Annotated in this window: 15 protein-coding genes; 3 read left to right on the top strand and 12 right to left on the bottom strand. The window is 58.4% G+C overall.

The window, feature by feature from the left end; all coding sequences use genetic code 11:
- The first annotated feature begins 2 nt into the window (after window positions 1-2).
- A complete protein-coding gene (locus ACR3EH_RS21945) occupies window positions 3-221 on the top strand; it encodes a GDCCVxC domain-containing (seleno)protein (RefSeq protein WP_247748072.1) in 219 nt (72 codons plus the stop codon).
- A 211-nt stretch (window positions 222-432) separates the two neighbouring features.
- Here ACR3EH_RS21945 and ACR3EH_RS21940 read toward each other — a convergent pair whose 3' ends face one another.
- The 11 genes from ACR3EH_RS21940 to ACR3EH_RS21890 form a co-directional block, all read right to left on the bottom strand.
- Complete coding sequence (locus ACR3EH_RS21940; protein WP_171676550.1) at window positions 433-909, bottom strand: DUF411 domain-containing protein; 477 nt, start codon at window positions 907-909, stop codon at window positions 433-435.
- Between the two features lie 347 nt (window positions 910-1,256).
- Window positions 1,257-1,805, bottom strand: coding sequence for a ubiquinol-cytochrome c reductase iron-sulfur subunit (gene petA, locus ACR3EH_RS21935; protein ID WP_170515728.1), 549 nt, complete (start codon window positions 1,803-1,805; stop codon window positions 1,257-1,259).
- Between the two features lie 59 nt (window positions 1,806-1,864).
- The gene (locus tag ACR3EH_RS21930; protein WP_171676548.1) at window positions 1,865-2,395 is read right to left on the bottom strand and encodes a c-type cytochrome; all 531 of its coding nucleotides are present in this window, start codon (window positions 2,393-2,395) and stop codon (window positions 1,865-1,867) included.
- Window positions 2,396-2,508: 113 nt separating this feature from the next.
- The gene (locus ACR3EH_RS21925) at window positions 2,509-2,787 is read right to left on the bottom strand and encodes a DUF2933 domain-containing protein (RefSeq protein ID WP_170515721.1); all 279 of its coding nucleotides are present in this window, start codon (window positions 2,785-2,787) and stop codon (window positions 2,509-2,511) included.
- A 17-nt stretch (window positions 2,788-2,804) separates the two neighbouring features.
- A complete protein-coding gene (locus ACR3EH_RS21920; protein WP_171676546.1) occupies window positions 2,805-4,118 on the bottom strand; it encodes an APC family permease in 1,314 nt (437 codons plus the stop codon).
- Window positions 4,115-6,400, bottom strand: a complete 2,286-nt coding sequence (locus ACR3EH_RS21915) for a copper-transporting P-type ATPase (protein ID WP_171676571.1) — start codon at window positions 6,398-6,400, stop codon at window positions 4,115-4,117. The genes ACR3EH_RS21920 and ACR3EH_RS21915 overlap by 4 nt, the downstream gene beginning before the upstream one ends.
- A 132-nt stretch (window positions 6,401-6,532) precedes the next feature.
- Entirely contained in the window at window positions 6,533-7,582 is a 1,050-nt protein-coding gene (locus ACR3EH_RS21910) for a YncE family protein (protein WP_171676544.1), read from the bottom strand.
- Between the two features lie 132 nt (window positions 7,583-7,714).
- On the bottom strand, window positions 7,715-8,074 hold the full coding sequence (locus ACR3EH_RS21905; RefSeq protein ID WP_171676542.1) for a hypothetical protein: 360 nt from the start codon (window positions 8,072-8,074) through the stop codon (window positions 7,715-7,717).
- A gap of 84 nt (window positions 8,075-8,158) precedes the next feature.
- Entirely contained in the window at window positions 8,159-8,527 is a 369-nt protein-coding gene (locus ACR3EH_RS21900) for a hypothetical protein (protein WP_157054266.1), read from the bottom strand.
- Window positions 8,524-9,246 (bottom strand): TVP38/TMEM64 family protein, encoded by a 723-nt coding sequence (locus ACR3EH_RS21895; protein ID WP_371810746.1) that lies wholly within the window; start codon window positions 9,244-9,246, stop codon window positions 8,524-8,526. Before ACR3EH_RS21895 ends, ACR3EH_RS21900 begins: the two co-directional genes overlap by 4 nt.
- Before the next feature lie 251 nt (window positions 9,247-9,497).
- Window positions 9,498-10,040, bottom strand: a complete 543-nt coding sequence (locus tag ACR3EH_RS21890) for an EF-hand domain-containing protein (RefSeq protein ID WP_253762181.1) — start codon at window positions 10,038-10,040, stop codon at window positions 9,498-9,500.
- Between the two features lie 172 nt (window positions 10,041-10,212).
- On the opposite strand from ACR3EH_RS21890, the gene ACR3EH_RS21885 reads away from it, so the two are divergent.
- Both ACR3EH_RS21885 and ACR3EH_RS21880 read left to right on the top strand, forming a co-directional pair.
- Complete coding sequence (locus ACR3EH_RS21885; protein ID WP_171676540.1) at window positions 10,213-10,938, top strand: response regulator; 726 nt, start codon at window positions 10,213-10,215, stop codon at window positions 10,936-10,938.
- A complete protein-coding gene (locus tag ACR3EH_RS21880; RefSeq protein ID WP_170481601.1) occupies window positions 10,935-12,332 on the top strand; it encodes an ATP-binding protein in 1,398 nt (465 codons plus the stop codon). The genes ACR3EH_RS21885 and ACR3EH_RS21880 overlap by 4 nt, the downstream gene beginning before the upstream one ends.
- A 73-nt stretch (window positions 12,333-12,405) precedes the next feature.
- Here the strand turns inward: ACR3EH_RS21880 and ACR3EH_RS21875 are convergent, their stop codons facing one another.
- On the bottom strand, window positions 12,406-13,026 hold the full coding sequence (locus ACR3EH_RS21875; protein WP_171676538.1) for a class I SAM-dependent methyltransferase: 621 nt from the start codon (window positions 13,024-13,026) through the stop codon (window positions 12,406-12,408).
- Between the last annotated feature and the right edge of the window lie 299 nt (window positions 13,027-13,325).

The following is a 13,325-nucleotide window of genomic DNA, read 5'->3' as shown; positions in this document are numbered from 1 at the left end:
CCATGAGTGAAGAACGCCCGAACCTTGTCAGCACGATCATCTGCCCGGAATGTGGACATTCAAGACCTGAAACGATGCCAACAGATGCGTGCCAGTGGTTCTACGAATGCACATCTTGCGGAAAAGTCCTGAAGCCACTTCCCGGCGATTGCTGCGTCTACTGTTCCTACGGATCGGCCCCATGCCCGCCAATTCAGGCGGGCGACAAATGCTGCGGTTGATACGGCGACCGTGATGTCGGTTTTGTCCGCAAAGCCGGTCATCAGGCTTTGCGGACGCAGGTATTTTTTCACCGTAGGCTGGAACTTGCCCGATAGGACAAGGCAGGCGCGAAGTCGCGGATCAACTGGTTTGCCGTGAAGAATGTCACGTAAACCGGGCAGAAGAAGCGAGGGCCGTGTTTTTCAGGATCTCGCCAGCGCTACCGGCACTTCATGCCGCCGGGTAGCTGGCGAACACCTCTGTGGTTCCATCCTTGCGGATCAGGAAGACGTCAAAAGCTTCGCGTTCGCTTTCCGGTCCCATGCCAGGTGAGCCGAAAGGCATTCCCGGAACCGACAGTCCGACACCATCCGGGCGTTCGCCCAGCAGGCGCCGAATGTCAGCGGGTGGGACGTGTCCTTCGATCATGTAGCCTTCCACGCGGCCCGTGTGGCATGACATCATGCCCTCCGGAATCCCATTGGCGGTTTTGTAAGCGTTCAAGGCCTCCCAAGCACTGTTTTCCACGCCTACTTCAAAACCTTCCGCCCGCATGATTTTGATCCACGATCCGCAGCACCCACAATTCGGATCCTTCAGGACATGGATTGAGGGGCTTGTTTTCGCGAAGACGGGAAGCGCCGCGCTCCCCACAAGGGCCGCGGCTCCTTGCATCAAGCGGCGGCGGCTCAGGTTATTCATTGTCATGTTCCCTCCTGGGAAAGCTTGTCTTAAGCCGATGTAAAAAACGCACCGGTAGGATTTAATGCGGACCGCAGATACGGGACCGCCATATTCGTCACCCTCGGATACTCATCAGATATGGCTTTCTGGGCGACGCAGGGATTTCTCACAATGATCTGGCGCAAACTCAACTCGGAAACGGAAGCCTTGATCTCCTCTTTTTCTGCACCTGCCACTCTGGGTCCGGCCTGGCGATAATCCGGTTCTCAAGCAACCCCGCTACCTTCCGTTCAAGGCCCGAATTGCGCCCATTTCTCACTGCTGAGTTCGATAGCGCTTACGATCGAACAGTTCTGATTTTCACCACGCTGTCACCCTATTTTTAGCCGCGTGTCGGTCACGAACTCGTAAGGGGGCAGATCGAGGTTGCGGGGCGCGGGGCCTTTCCGAATTCTGCCTGACGTGTCGTAATGTGAACCGTGACACGGACAGAACCAACCGTCCCAGTCTCCGGTGGGTTCGCTGCCACCCTGCCCGAGCGGTATGCATCCCAGATGGGTGCATACGCCAACAACTACCAGCCATTCAGGTCGCTGTACGCGCTCGGAGTCAGGTTGCGGGTCGATCATTGGTGCATCGTCTTCTGCCTTAGCCAGCGCGATCCGCTCTTTAGTCCTGTGGTCGATAAAGATCGGTTTGCCTTTCCATTTAACAGTGATCCTCGTTCCTGGTCCGACTCCTTCAAGATCTATGTCGACAACGGCTTGGGCGGAGATGTCTGCACTGGGGTTCATGCTGTTAACAAGTGGCCAGACCGCCGCGCCCATGGCCACGATGGCGGCACCGCCGGTGACGAAGTATAAGAAATCTCGCCGAGTTTCAGGCTCTGAAGGTGCCTGTCTTTCAGAAAATTCAGACATACTGTTCCTCCTGTGCGTCAGGACGGGTTCATCGAATGGTAGGACACGAACGACATTGATCAGTCGCTCTGTTTCTCTTCTTCACCCTGATGCTCCATTTCCGATTCATCGGAGTGATCTTCGTCGACGTCATGGTGCATCATTCTGGCGATGCCTTCCGGAATCTGATCTCGTGTCAGTTTTGCCTGTTCCCGTGCGTCATGGACAAAGGCGATGATGTCGGCCAGTTCCTGTCCGTTAAGCTCGATCTGTTCGCCCAGTTCTTTCTTTTGTAGTTCGACCATCGCAGCCGAACCGCGCCACATACGGGCGGCAAAATCAAAGGGGTTCATCATGTCTTCCATAGTGTCGGTATCCAGCGCCTGGGCGTCCTCGCCGCCCACACCGTTAACCGAATGGCAGACGATACAGCCTTTGTTGACAAACAGCGCCCTGCCCCGTTCGGCATTCATTTCAGGCATGATGAGCCCCATGGGCAATTGGTCCGTCGCCCGCAAGTGCTCAACTTCACCGTGCGAAGCCATTACAGGCAGTGCACCGGCCGTCAGGGGCAGTGCAATTGCGGCTATCCGTATTGGAGCTGCTAACATGGCAATTTCCCTTCCTTCTTGGATTACGTATTTGCTCTGCTCAGTTGGCCATTCCTACTCCTTGTTGCGCAGTGTTCTTGCCGCAAAGCCGCCAGCCATACAGGGCGCCGTTCTCAGTGTTTGCCGTGGCCGCGATGCATTAAGAAATGCATGCCCACGCAGACCAGCAAGAACAGCAACGGAGAACTGAGCAAAGGATAGAGTGTCTCGCGGTATTCCCAGCCCAGAACAGCGGCGCCCAACGCGATCGCAATGACAACCGGGAGCCAATTACGCTTGGCACCGTTGGCCGTCTGATCTTCGGTTTTGGGCGCTTCGGGCGTTTCGTCAGAGCTGACCCTTTCGGTCGTCTCCTGTGTGGCGCGAGTTTCGTCGAAATTTGATTGGGTCATAGCTGATTTGCCTCCTTTTAGATGATCCATTGTTTGAGAAAGATGCGCTCGTAGGCGAAGACCAAGCCGATGCCAGCAACGGCATAAACCACGATCATCGGATCCGAGCGTAGCTTGAGTATTGTGAACGCAGTCAGCACCACCGCATCCAGCGTCAGAGCGGTCAGCAAGACCCATCCCCGGGCGTTGATCTGACCGCGCAAGCGTCGCCAGACACCCCAATGCACCGCCATGTCCATCACCAGGTAGAAGAACGCCCCCAACGAGGCGATGCGAGACAGGTCGAACAACACCGCAAGCAGACCCGCAATCACGACCGTGTAGATCAGCGTGTGAGACTGGATGCTGCCCGTCATGCCGAAATGGCTGTGCGGGATCATCTTCATGTCGGTCAGCATCGCCAGCATCCGGGACACGGCGAAAACGCTGGCGATCAGCCCCGAGGCCGTTGCCACCATCGCCAGCGCAACGGTCAGGTAGAACCCGCCCTGCCCCAGCACCGGCTTGGCAGCCTCGGCCAGAGCATAGTCCTGCGCCGCGCGGATCTGCTCGGGCGGCAGGCTGACGCCGACCGCAAGGGCGACCAGCAGGTAGACCACCGCGCAGATCGCGATCGAAATCATGATGGTGCGCCCGACATTGCGGTGCGGGTCGACGATCTCAGCCCCGCTGTTGGTGATGGTGGTGAAGCCCTTGAACGCGAGGATCGACAGGGCCACCGAGGCGACGAACCCCAACGGCGCCGCCGGTTCCGAGCCCTGAACCTGCCAGGTTCCGCCCGCCGCCCAAAGTGCGGCGATGCCGAATATTGTGATCCCGCCGATCTTGAGCGCCGACATGATGATCGACCACAACCCCACCGACCGGTTGCCCGACCGGTTCACCGCATAGGCAAAGACGATCAGCGCAACCGCGACCAAAGGTACCAGCGGTCCGCTCTCGATGTTGAACGGGCGGAGCGCATAGCTCGCGAATGTACGCGCGACGAGGCTTTCGTTGATCACCATCGACAGCGCCATCAGCAGCGAGGCCGCCGCCGCAACCGCCCCGGGCCCGTAGGCCTTGGTCAGGATCATGGCGATGCCGCCCGATGAGGGCCAGGCGTTGGACATGGCGATATAGGTATAAGCGCTGAAACCCGTCACCACGGCCCCGACCACGAAGGACAGCGGAAACCACGGCCCCGCCAGCCCGGCGATCTGTCCGGTCAGTGCAAATATCCCCGCGCCGATCATAACGCCGGTACCCATGGCGACGGCCCCGGTCAGCGAGATTGATCCGGGCTTCAGCGCGCCATCGGCACCGTGCGTATTATGCTCGTGCGTGCTCAAATCTTCGCCCCCCGCAGTCGCAGCGCATTCAACACCACTGAAATCGATGAAGCACTCATAGCGAAGGCGGCGAACATCGGGCTGATCAGGATGCCGAAAAGCGGGAACAGAAGACCCGCCGCCACCGGAACGCCCGAGGCGTTGTAGATCAGGGCAAAGAATAGATTCTGCCGGATATTGCGCATAGCAGCGCGAGCCAGCCTTCGGGCGCGCACGATGCCATCGAGGCTACCGTTGACCAGCGTGAAGCCTGCACTTTCGATTGCTACGTCAGCGCCAGTCCCCATTGCGATGCCTACATCGGCCTGCGCTAATGCGGGTGCGTCGTTCACCCCGTCACCGGCCATGGCGACCTTTGCGCCTTTCTCCTGCAGTTCGCGAATTATTCGGGCCTTGTCCTCGGGTAGAACGTCGGCACGAATCTCGTCGATACCCAGACGTTCGGCCACCGCCTTTGCAGTGCGTTCGTTGTCGCCAGTCGCCATGATAATTCGGAAACCCAGCTCGTGCAGCGCCTTGAGGGCGGCGGGTGTTGTTTCCTTGACCGGGTCGGCGACGCTAACCAACCCCGCCACTGAACCATCAAGCGTCACGAACATCACCGTTTCGCCGTCATCCCGACGCGCATTGGCCTTGGCCGTCAGTTCGGCCGCCTCGAGTCCGAGATCGGTGACCAGTTTCAGGTTGCCGAGCGCGACGGGGCGGCCATCCACCGTGCCTTTCACGCCTTTACCAGTCACCGCCTCGAAGTCACTGGCGTCGGACAGGGCCACGCCACGTTCCTCGGCTCCTGTGACGATTGCCTCAGCTAACGGGTGCTCCGAGCCCTTCTCCAGCGTTGCGGCCAGCCGCAGCACCTCGACTTCGTCATGGCCAGGTTCGGGTAATATAGCCACAAGCTTTGGCTTGCCCATTGTCAGGGTACCGGTCTTATCGACAATCAATGTGTCGACCTTCTCGAACCGTTCCAGAGCTTCGGCATTTTTGATCAAAACTCCGGCTTGTGCACCTCTCCCCGTGGCCGTCATGATCGACATCGGAGTGGCCAGGCCAAGCGCGCACGGGCAAGCTATGATCAGTACCGACACCGCTGCGATCAAGGCGTAGGAGAGTGCCGGAGCCGGTCCCCAAACCGCCCATGCAATGAAGGCCAATACAGCGATGCCAATGACCGCTGGCACGAACCATCCGGCAACTTTGTCGGCGTATTTCTGGATCGGTGCGCGCGAGCGTTGCGCGTTGGCCACCATTTCGACAATCTGGGACAGCATTGTGTCAGAGCCCACTCGGGTTGCTTCGATCACAAGGCTACCGGTGCCGTTGATTGTCGCCCCTGTGACCGGCTCACCCTGTACCTTTTCAACCGGAACCGGCTCGCCAGAGATCATGCTTTCGTCAACAGATGAGCGCCCTTCGAGTACAATGCCGTCTACTGGCACCTTGTCGCCAGGGCGTACGCGAAGGCGGTCGCCTACCTGTACTTCTTCAAGCGGGATTTCCTCTTCACTGCTGTCAGGGCGGATAATGCGGGCGGTCTTTGCGGCCATGTCCAGCAAAGCGCGGATCGCCTTACCGGTGCCTTCGCGGGCCCGCAGTTCCATCACCTGCCCGAGCAGAACAAGTGTAACGATAACTGCGGCCGCTTCGAAATAGACCCCAACATGGCCTTCTGAATCTCGAAAACCGTCCGGAAATATGTGGGGCATCAATACGGCGACAACGCTGAACAGCCACGCGGCCGAAACCCCCATGGCAATCAACGAGAACATGTTTAGATTCATGGTGCGAAACGAATTCCACCCTCGTTCCAGAAATGGCCAGCCGCACCAAAGAACGACCGGAGTGCCAAGTATCAGTTCAATCCATAGGGTTGTACGCTCACCAAAAATCTCTCGCACGCCAGACAGCCCAACGTAGGGGCCCATCGTGAAAACCAAAAGCGGCAGCGTCAGAACCGCACCTACCCATAGGCGCCGGGTGAAATCCACCAGTTCCGGGTTCGGCCCCTCGTCCACCATCGCCGCGCTTTCCAGCTCCAACCCCATGCCGCAGAGTGGGCAGGACCCGGGATGGGTTTGCCGCACCTGCGGATGCATCGGGCAGGTATATACGGGTCCGTCATAGCCTGTCGGAACGATGTCATATTCACCGTTGTCGTCCGTCGCTCCATGATGCGCGGAATGGTGGTGATGCGCATGCGCATCCACCTCGCCCTCGGGCACAAGGTGCATCCCGCATTTGGGACAGTCGCCGGGCCCAGATTGACGCACGTCAGAATGCATGGGGCAGACGTAAGCGACCTCGGTCGGGCCGTTCGCGTGGATTCTGATGTCGTGGTCTTCTGTCATGTTCTGCTCCCTGGTTTAAGCTTTGGTCGTAGAGCCGTTTAATTACACAATGCCGGGCACAGTCCTTCAGGGCAGAACAACCATCTGGTGGCCCTCACCCAGTATCGGCACTTCGGTAATAGCCGTCAGGCTGACTTGATCGACGATCCAGACCTTCGGTTCGGTTCGGCTTGATACCATCACCTTGCTTGAGTTCGGTATGGGCGTCAGGTGATAAGGTGCCGGTGACAGGTTGGTCGATCGCTGTTTGCCCGTAGCAAGATCAATCGACAACAACCGGTCGGTGCCTTTGGCGGCCACGAACAGTACGCCCTCGCGGTCGGACAGGCCGATCCCGTGCAACTCGCCTCCAATGTCATAGGTTTCGGTGACAGAACCGCTGGCAAGATCTACGCGGAAGGCCTTGCCACCATCACTGTCGGCTACGAAGGCGGCGCTGCCGGTGGCGTTAAGTACAAGATGCTCAGGGCCTTCGCCGACGGGGATGTTGCGTACGACGAAGCCTTTGACGACATCTACTTCGCTAAGTGTACCATTGCCGGTATTGGTGACATAGACCCTGTCGCCGTCAGGCGCGAATACCGCATAGTTGGGCATTGGCCCGGTTGCTACGAAACCAAGGAAGCTGAGCTTATCGAGATCGACGATCGAAATACCGTCACCGCCTGGATGGGTCGCCACCGCGAACCGCCCGTCGGGCGACACCGCGGTGTGATGCACCGCACCTGGAACCTCGATCTGGCGGACGACCTCGCGTGTTTCCGCATCAAGGATCGTCAGCAGGCTCCGCCCCTTGTCTTTGGGCAACGCGGTGACATCGCGCTTGGCGTGGTGCGCAGCGTGTTCATCCTCGGACATACCTTCGGGCTTTGGTGGCGTTGTGGCCTCGGTTTCTGCGTAGCTGCCTGCGACCAGGTACTTAACGTCGGGCGCGCCTGCCAGCCCATGGACCGCCACGAGCCTCGGCAGCCGCTCGACGGTCTTGCCGGTTTCGGAGTCGATCACCAGAACCGAGTCCGCGCTGCCTTCGGGAATGAACACGGTTGACGCCAGCGTGAGAGAGGGCGCGGTCAAAGCTACTACGGACAGGCCAGCGGCCAGATTGAACAGGGTCATTTAGGTTTCCTTTCGTCAACTGAAACGCGCGCATTGGCGGGCACGTGCAGAAAAATCCGGTAGATGACGGCCATCAGGAAGGGCGTCAAAAGCAGGGTCAGAGCGATGGCCTTCATGGCTTTGTCCTTTCAATCAGTTGAGTTTTGTGCGAGCCGCAAAGACATTGAACAGTCCGCCGAACAGCAACGCGGCGTACCAGCCGTAGAGAAACGCCCACAACAGTCCCAACAGGAATGAGGGCAGGCTGAGCCAGGTCACTCCGGGCATCAGGCCGATCCAAGTCCGGTACATGGCAAAACTTGGAAAGATCAGGTCAAAGGCCACGCACAGCAGGTAGGTTGCGGCCAGAAACAGGCTGAGCGCCCAGCCAAGGGTTATCACCGGAACACCCGGCTGATGTTCTTGTATCCCCATCACACAGGAGCCACAGGCCAGGCGCAACAGTGCGAATAGCACCGCGCCCGTGACGAAAAAGTACAGAATGGCAAGCATGGTAAGTGTCCTGAACCGAGTTGGGCCGCAATCAACGGCTTGGGCAAGACCCCGGAGCGAATCCGGGGCCATTGCCGGTCACGTTCAGGACAGGTTTGGCGGATGTGGTAGTGGGGCGACCGGCAGGCTTGCGCGTGGCCGGAACCGTTCTGGCGCCACGGGCGTAGCAATACGCATCGAGAGCAATTCAGGTGCCGCCATAACTGCCATCGCATAGCAGCCCGGGTGCACTGAGCAGTCTAATTCTTCTGATGGATGAGACGCGGGATACCCACCGCTGTCATCGATCACAAGCTCGGCCTGGGTGGCGGCCTTCGCGATGTCATGTCCGGCATGGGACGGCACAACAGAGATCAGCATCGAAACCACCAACGCACAGATCAACAGGACCTGCAGCCGGCCCATGGCTCGGGCCGTCCGTGTCGCAGTTGATATCCATTGTGCGCGGATCACTTAGGGTTTCCTCCATTCTCCAACAGTTTAGGGCCGCTTGGACCGGTCGCATTGATCTGGCTCAATTCGTGGTCTGAAGAGCCAACGGGCATCTTGCGATTCCAAGCCAACCAAATAAGTGGCGCCCCCGTCAACAGCCCAAGCCCGATAACCGCAAGGCTGGTGCCGCCTGTCGCGGTTTCGGTAATCTGGCTGCCCAGATGGGCCAGAACGAAACTGGCCGGCAGGAGTCCAGCCAAGGTGGCCAGGGCGAACCGCCAAAATTGAAGTTGGGTCAGACCGGCGGCATAGCTGACCATGTCGAAAGAAACGAAAGGCATCAGGCGGCTGGTGAACACGGTCAACATCAGGGCATTCTGCGATCCAAGCAACCCCATGTCCAGCTTGTCGCCGAACCACCGGCGCAGCGCGTCGCGCCCCAACCAACGGGCTATCAGGAACGCCAGCAGCGCCCCCAACTCCGCCCCGATAGCAACCAATGCGGTTCCCAGCCCATGCCCATATGCCACCCCGGCAGCGACAGCGATCGGAGCGCTGGGGATTGGGCTGGCAACCACTGCGGCTGTCATGAAGCCGATGATGACAACGGGTCCGAACGGGCCGGCCCAATCCACCCACGCAGTAATGACTTCGCGCGATAGTCCTGCGTCCAACGCGCCAGACAGCCACAACCAGATGGTGGCGATCAGAAACGCGATCAAAACCGCGATGAAAACCAAACGGCTATTGCTGTGTAGGCCTTCCAGCTTTCGTTCCTCCTATGACATAGCCCTCCACCCCTATACGGGAGTGACGGATTCCGAGGTCACTTAGCGATGTATTTGACCAGTGCCACGATCGCCAGAACGATCAACACTGCAATCAGCGACATCCAAATCATGCCAAACCCCATTCCAGCGCCATACCCCATCATCGCTTTGTTCCTCAGTGGTTTGTGCCGAGTGCGATGACCCGGCTACACGGTTGCGTTTCAGTTGTTGGTTTCAGAAGCCTTTGTCACAGGTTTCGAGGCCTTCATGCCGTGTTTCGGCGACATCGTCTTCGCGCCTTTCTCGATTTCCCCTGTGGTCACCGTGCCATCGCCATTGGCATCCAGATGCTGAAATCGGTCCACCATGGTTTCACGGATCATTCCGGAATGCAGCGCTTCGAACTCATCAATCGACAGGTTGCCATCTCCATTAACGTCATGCGCCTGCATCCGGGCCTTCAGACCTTCGGCGATCTCAGATTCGCTCGGGCGACCGTCCTCGTCCATGTCCAGAACCGCCAGCCAGTTGCCGCCCATCATACCCTTACCATGCATACCACCCATCATCTGGCCATGCGTTTTCATCATCATTTGCATCATGCCTGCGTGATCGCCCATCATCCCGCCGGGCGCACCCTGCATCATGCCGCCCTGATGGCCCTGCATCTGCGCGCTGCTGCCATGCTGACCGGCGGCAAGCGCGGGCAGCGCCATCAAAGTCGCGGCAAAGGCTCCGGCGGCCAGCGTGAAGGTAACTTTCATGACTTTCACCTCTCGGGTTTTTGTTTCTACACAAAGCATATGGCCGCCCTCGGCCGCGCCACCACCCCCCTACTCAACCCGGTTTGTATCGTTGTGTCGCAGCCGGCCCAACTGATACAAAGGGTTACAAAAAAGCCGGGATTTGTACCGCGCCGGGGCCTATGATCGCGCCATGACCGAAGCACCACATATCTTGATTGTCGACGACCACCGCGAAATCCGTGATGCTGTCAGCCGTTATCTGGAAAAGAATGGGTTGCGCGCCAGTACCGCGCGCGACGCAACCGAGATGGACGCGCGACTGGCGGCCGGTCGGATTGACCTTATCGTACTCGACATCATGATGCCGGGCGAAAACGGATTGTCGGTCTGCCGCCGCCTGTCCGCGGCCGGTGGCCCGCCGATCCTGATGCTGACAGCCCTCAGCGATGATACCGACCGTATCGTGGGTTTAGAGATCGGCGCCGATGACTACCTGCCCAAACCATTTAACCCACGTGAATTGCTGGCCCGGATCAAGGCGATCCTGCGGCGTTCCGAAACCACCGTCCCCCCGGCTGGCGATCTGAGCGGCAAACGGATCGCGTTTGGAAGCTGGGTACTGGATGCCGACAGTCGCACTTTGATATCCGCCGAAGGGGCCGAAGAAAGTCTGACCACCGCCGATGTCCGGCTCCTGGCCGTATTCCTGCAGCGGCCCCGCAAACTCCTGTCACGCGACGAACTGCTGGATTTGACCGCCGGCCGCAGCCCGCACTTGTTCGACCGTACGATCGACAACCAGGTCAGCCGCTTGCGTCGCAAGATCGAAGCCGACCCAACGCGCCCGAAGCTCATCACCACGGTAAGAGGTGGCGGTTATTGCCTGTCGACCGACGTGAGCGAGCTTACGGGATGAAAGCCTTTGCCCAAAGTCTGCGCGGTCAGCTTATCCTTTTGATCATCGCCGCGCTGGCTGCCGCGCAACTGGTCAGCCTGTGGCTGTTCGTCGACGAACGCTCAATGGCAGTGCACATGGCCCTTGGCCTGGAAACCGCCGGACGCGCCGCAAACATCGCGCGGCTGATTGAAGAAGCTCCACCCGAGATGCACGACGCGATCCTGCGGGCGGCAAGCTCTCCACTGGTGCGTTTCAGCCTTACAGATACGCCCGCGGTCGATCACACCGGGCATAGCGCTGGTGGGACGGTCGAAAACACAATCCGCAGAATTCTGCCAGGCTATGAAAACCGTCCCATCCGGGTAGAGTTGCATGAGTTCTCTCCTGATATGCTGCCGGTCGAAGGTGTTCCGTCCACAATGGCTGAAATGCACATGGCAATGATGCGTGATCACGTTTCCGCAATTGAAATGCAGCTGTCGATCGCTCTGACGACCGATCAATGGCTCAACGTGGATACCCGGTTCCATAACCCTCCTCTGCAATGGCCTTTGCAGTCCTTCGTCAGCTTCGGTTTCACTGCAACTTTAATTCTTGGAGCAGCCATTTGGTTTCTACTGACACGGCTGACCGGCCCGTTGCGCCGCCTGTCACTGGCTGCAGACCAGTTTGGTCGCGGTGAAGACGTCCAGGAACTGACGGTTTCTGGTCCGACCGAGGTGCGAGATTTGACGCAGGCGTTCAACCATATGCGTGACAGGTTGACTCGCTATGTTGCCGATCGGACCAGACTATTGGGGGCGCTGGGTCACGATTTGCGGTCGCCTCTGACGGGATTGCGGGTTCGCGCCGAACTGGTGGAGGAAGAGGAGACCCGTGACCATCTGATCGAGACCATCGAGGAAATGCAGGATATGGTGGACTCCACCCTGTCATTTGCCAAGGGCGTAGCCACGCGCGAACCTTCCAGTACCGTCCCAATTGGTGAATTCGTAACCAAAACGACCGAAGACATTGTGCAAGCCGGCAACGTGGTTGAGGTATCGGTAGCAGACAATCCGGCCGTCACGCTTCGACCGATGCTGATGAAGCGAGCTCTGCGCAATATCATTGAAAACGCCTGCCGGTATGGTGCCCGGGCCGACGTCTCGGTCAAGCAAGAGGGGAATGAGGCAAAAATATTGATCCAGGATCAGGGCCCCGGCATCCCCGAGCATATGCTTGATGCGGTATTCGACCCATTTGTGCGGCTTGAAACATCCCGCTCGCGAGAGACTGGCGGAACCGGCTTGGGGCTGTCGATCGCACGTACGATCATCCAGTCGCACGGTGGCACAATAGAATTGCTAAACAGAGAAACTGGCGGCTTGTGCGCTAAGGTGGTTCTGCCAGTTTTTGAGGGCCAAACGTAACTTGTGAACACAATAGGCATGTTCCGAAAGCTTATTGGAAGCCCACCACTTTGGGCCAGCTTCAGGTGTGGGCTCAACCGCAGCGTCGGAGTACACTGAACTGGAAAGACTGGCTTTCCCCCCAAGGGGTTTGGTGCAGGTGATGGCGATGCGCGACGAGTTCAAAGTGGTCCTCGAAAAGCATGGCGATATCGCTCGGACTATAGCGGGCGACCGGGAGACCACTGCAAGTCTCCGGCCCATCAAGTGCAAACGTAGCAATGATCGCATGGCCGCCAATTTTTACCCCTCTCTTCACTCTTTCCATATAGGCCGCGCGTTGCGATGTATCCACGAGAAAGTGAAAAACCGCCCTATCATGCCAGACGTCATATCTGCGATCGGGGACCCAAGAAGTTATATCTGCGGAAATCCAAGTGACTGTTTCAGCGGCGCGCCCCAACCTTTCCCGGGCCGTGTCCAACGCGACCTGCGATAGATCGAGAACTGTCACGTCATGGAGCCCCTTCGCAAGCAACGCTCCAGCAAGACGAGATGTACCCCCGCCAATGTCGATGACGGATGAAGGCTTAGACACTCTGATCAACTCGATGAGTTCAAGCGATATCTCCGGATCATCCTCGTGCCAACTCAATTGGGTGTCAAACTTCTCGCCATAGACATCGTCCCAGTGCTCTCTTGTGTTAGCTGTCATGTCGTATCGTTTTCCCAAGTCGTCGCCCTGAAGATATCCTCATTTTGACCGCTCCGCGCTGCGTTTTCGACTGAAGCAAAAACCAACAAGGCAACGCCCCAGACAATTCGACGCTGGTCCGTTGAATGGCCGCGTGAAGTCATCTCAGCGACAATGTAGTACACACATTCCAATTGTGAAATGTTTTAGGTGGGATTTGCTTGTCGGTCAGATTCCCACTGGGCTGCGCAAGCAACTCCAGAATTTAGCGCAAGTTTAACTGCAGTGGCGCGGGGCGGAGATACCGAAGCGTTGGCAGT

This window comes from Ruegeria sp. BG7, from assembly GCF_056535685.1.
This window is presented reverse-complemented; position numbering and strand designations above follow the sequence as displayed.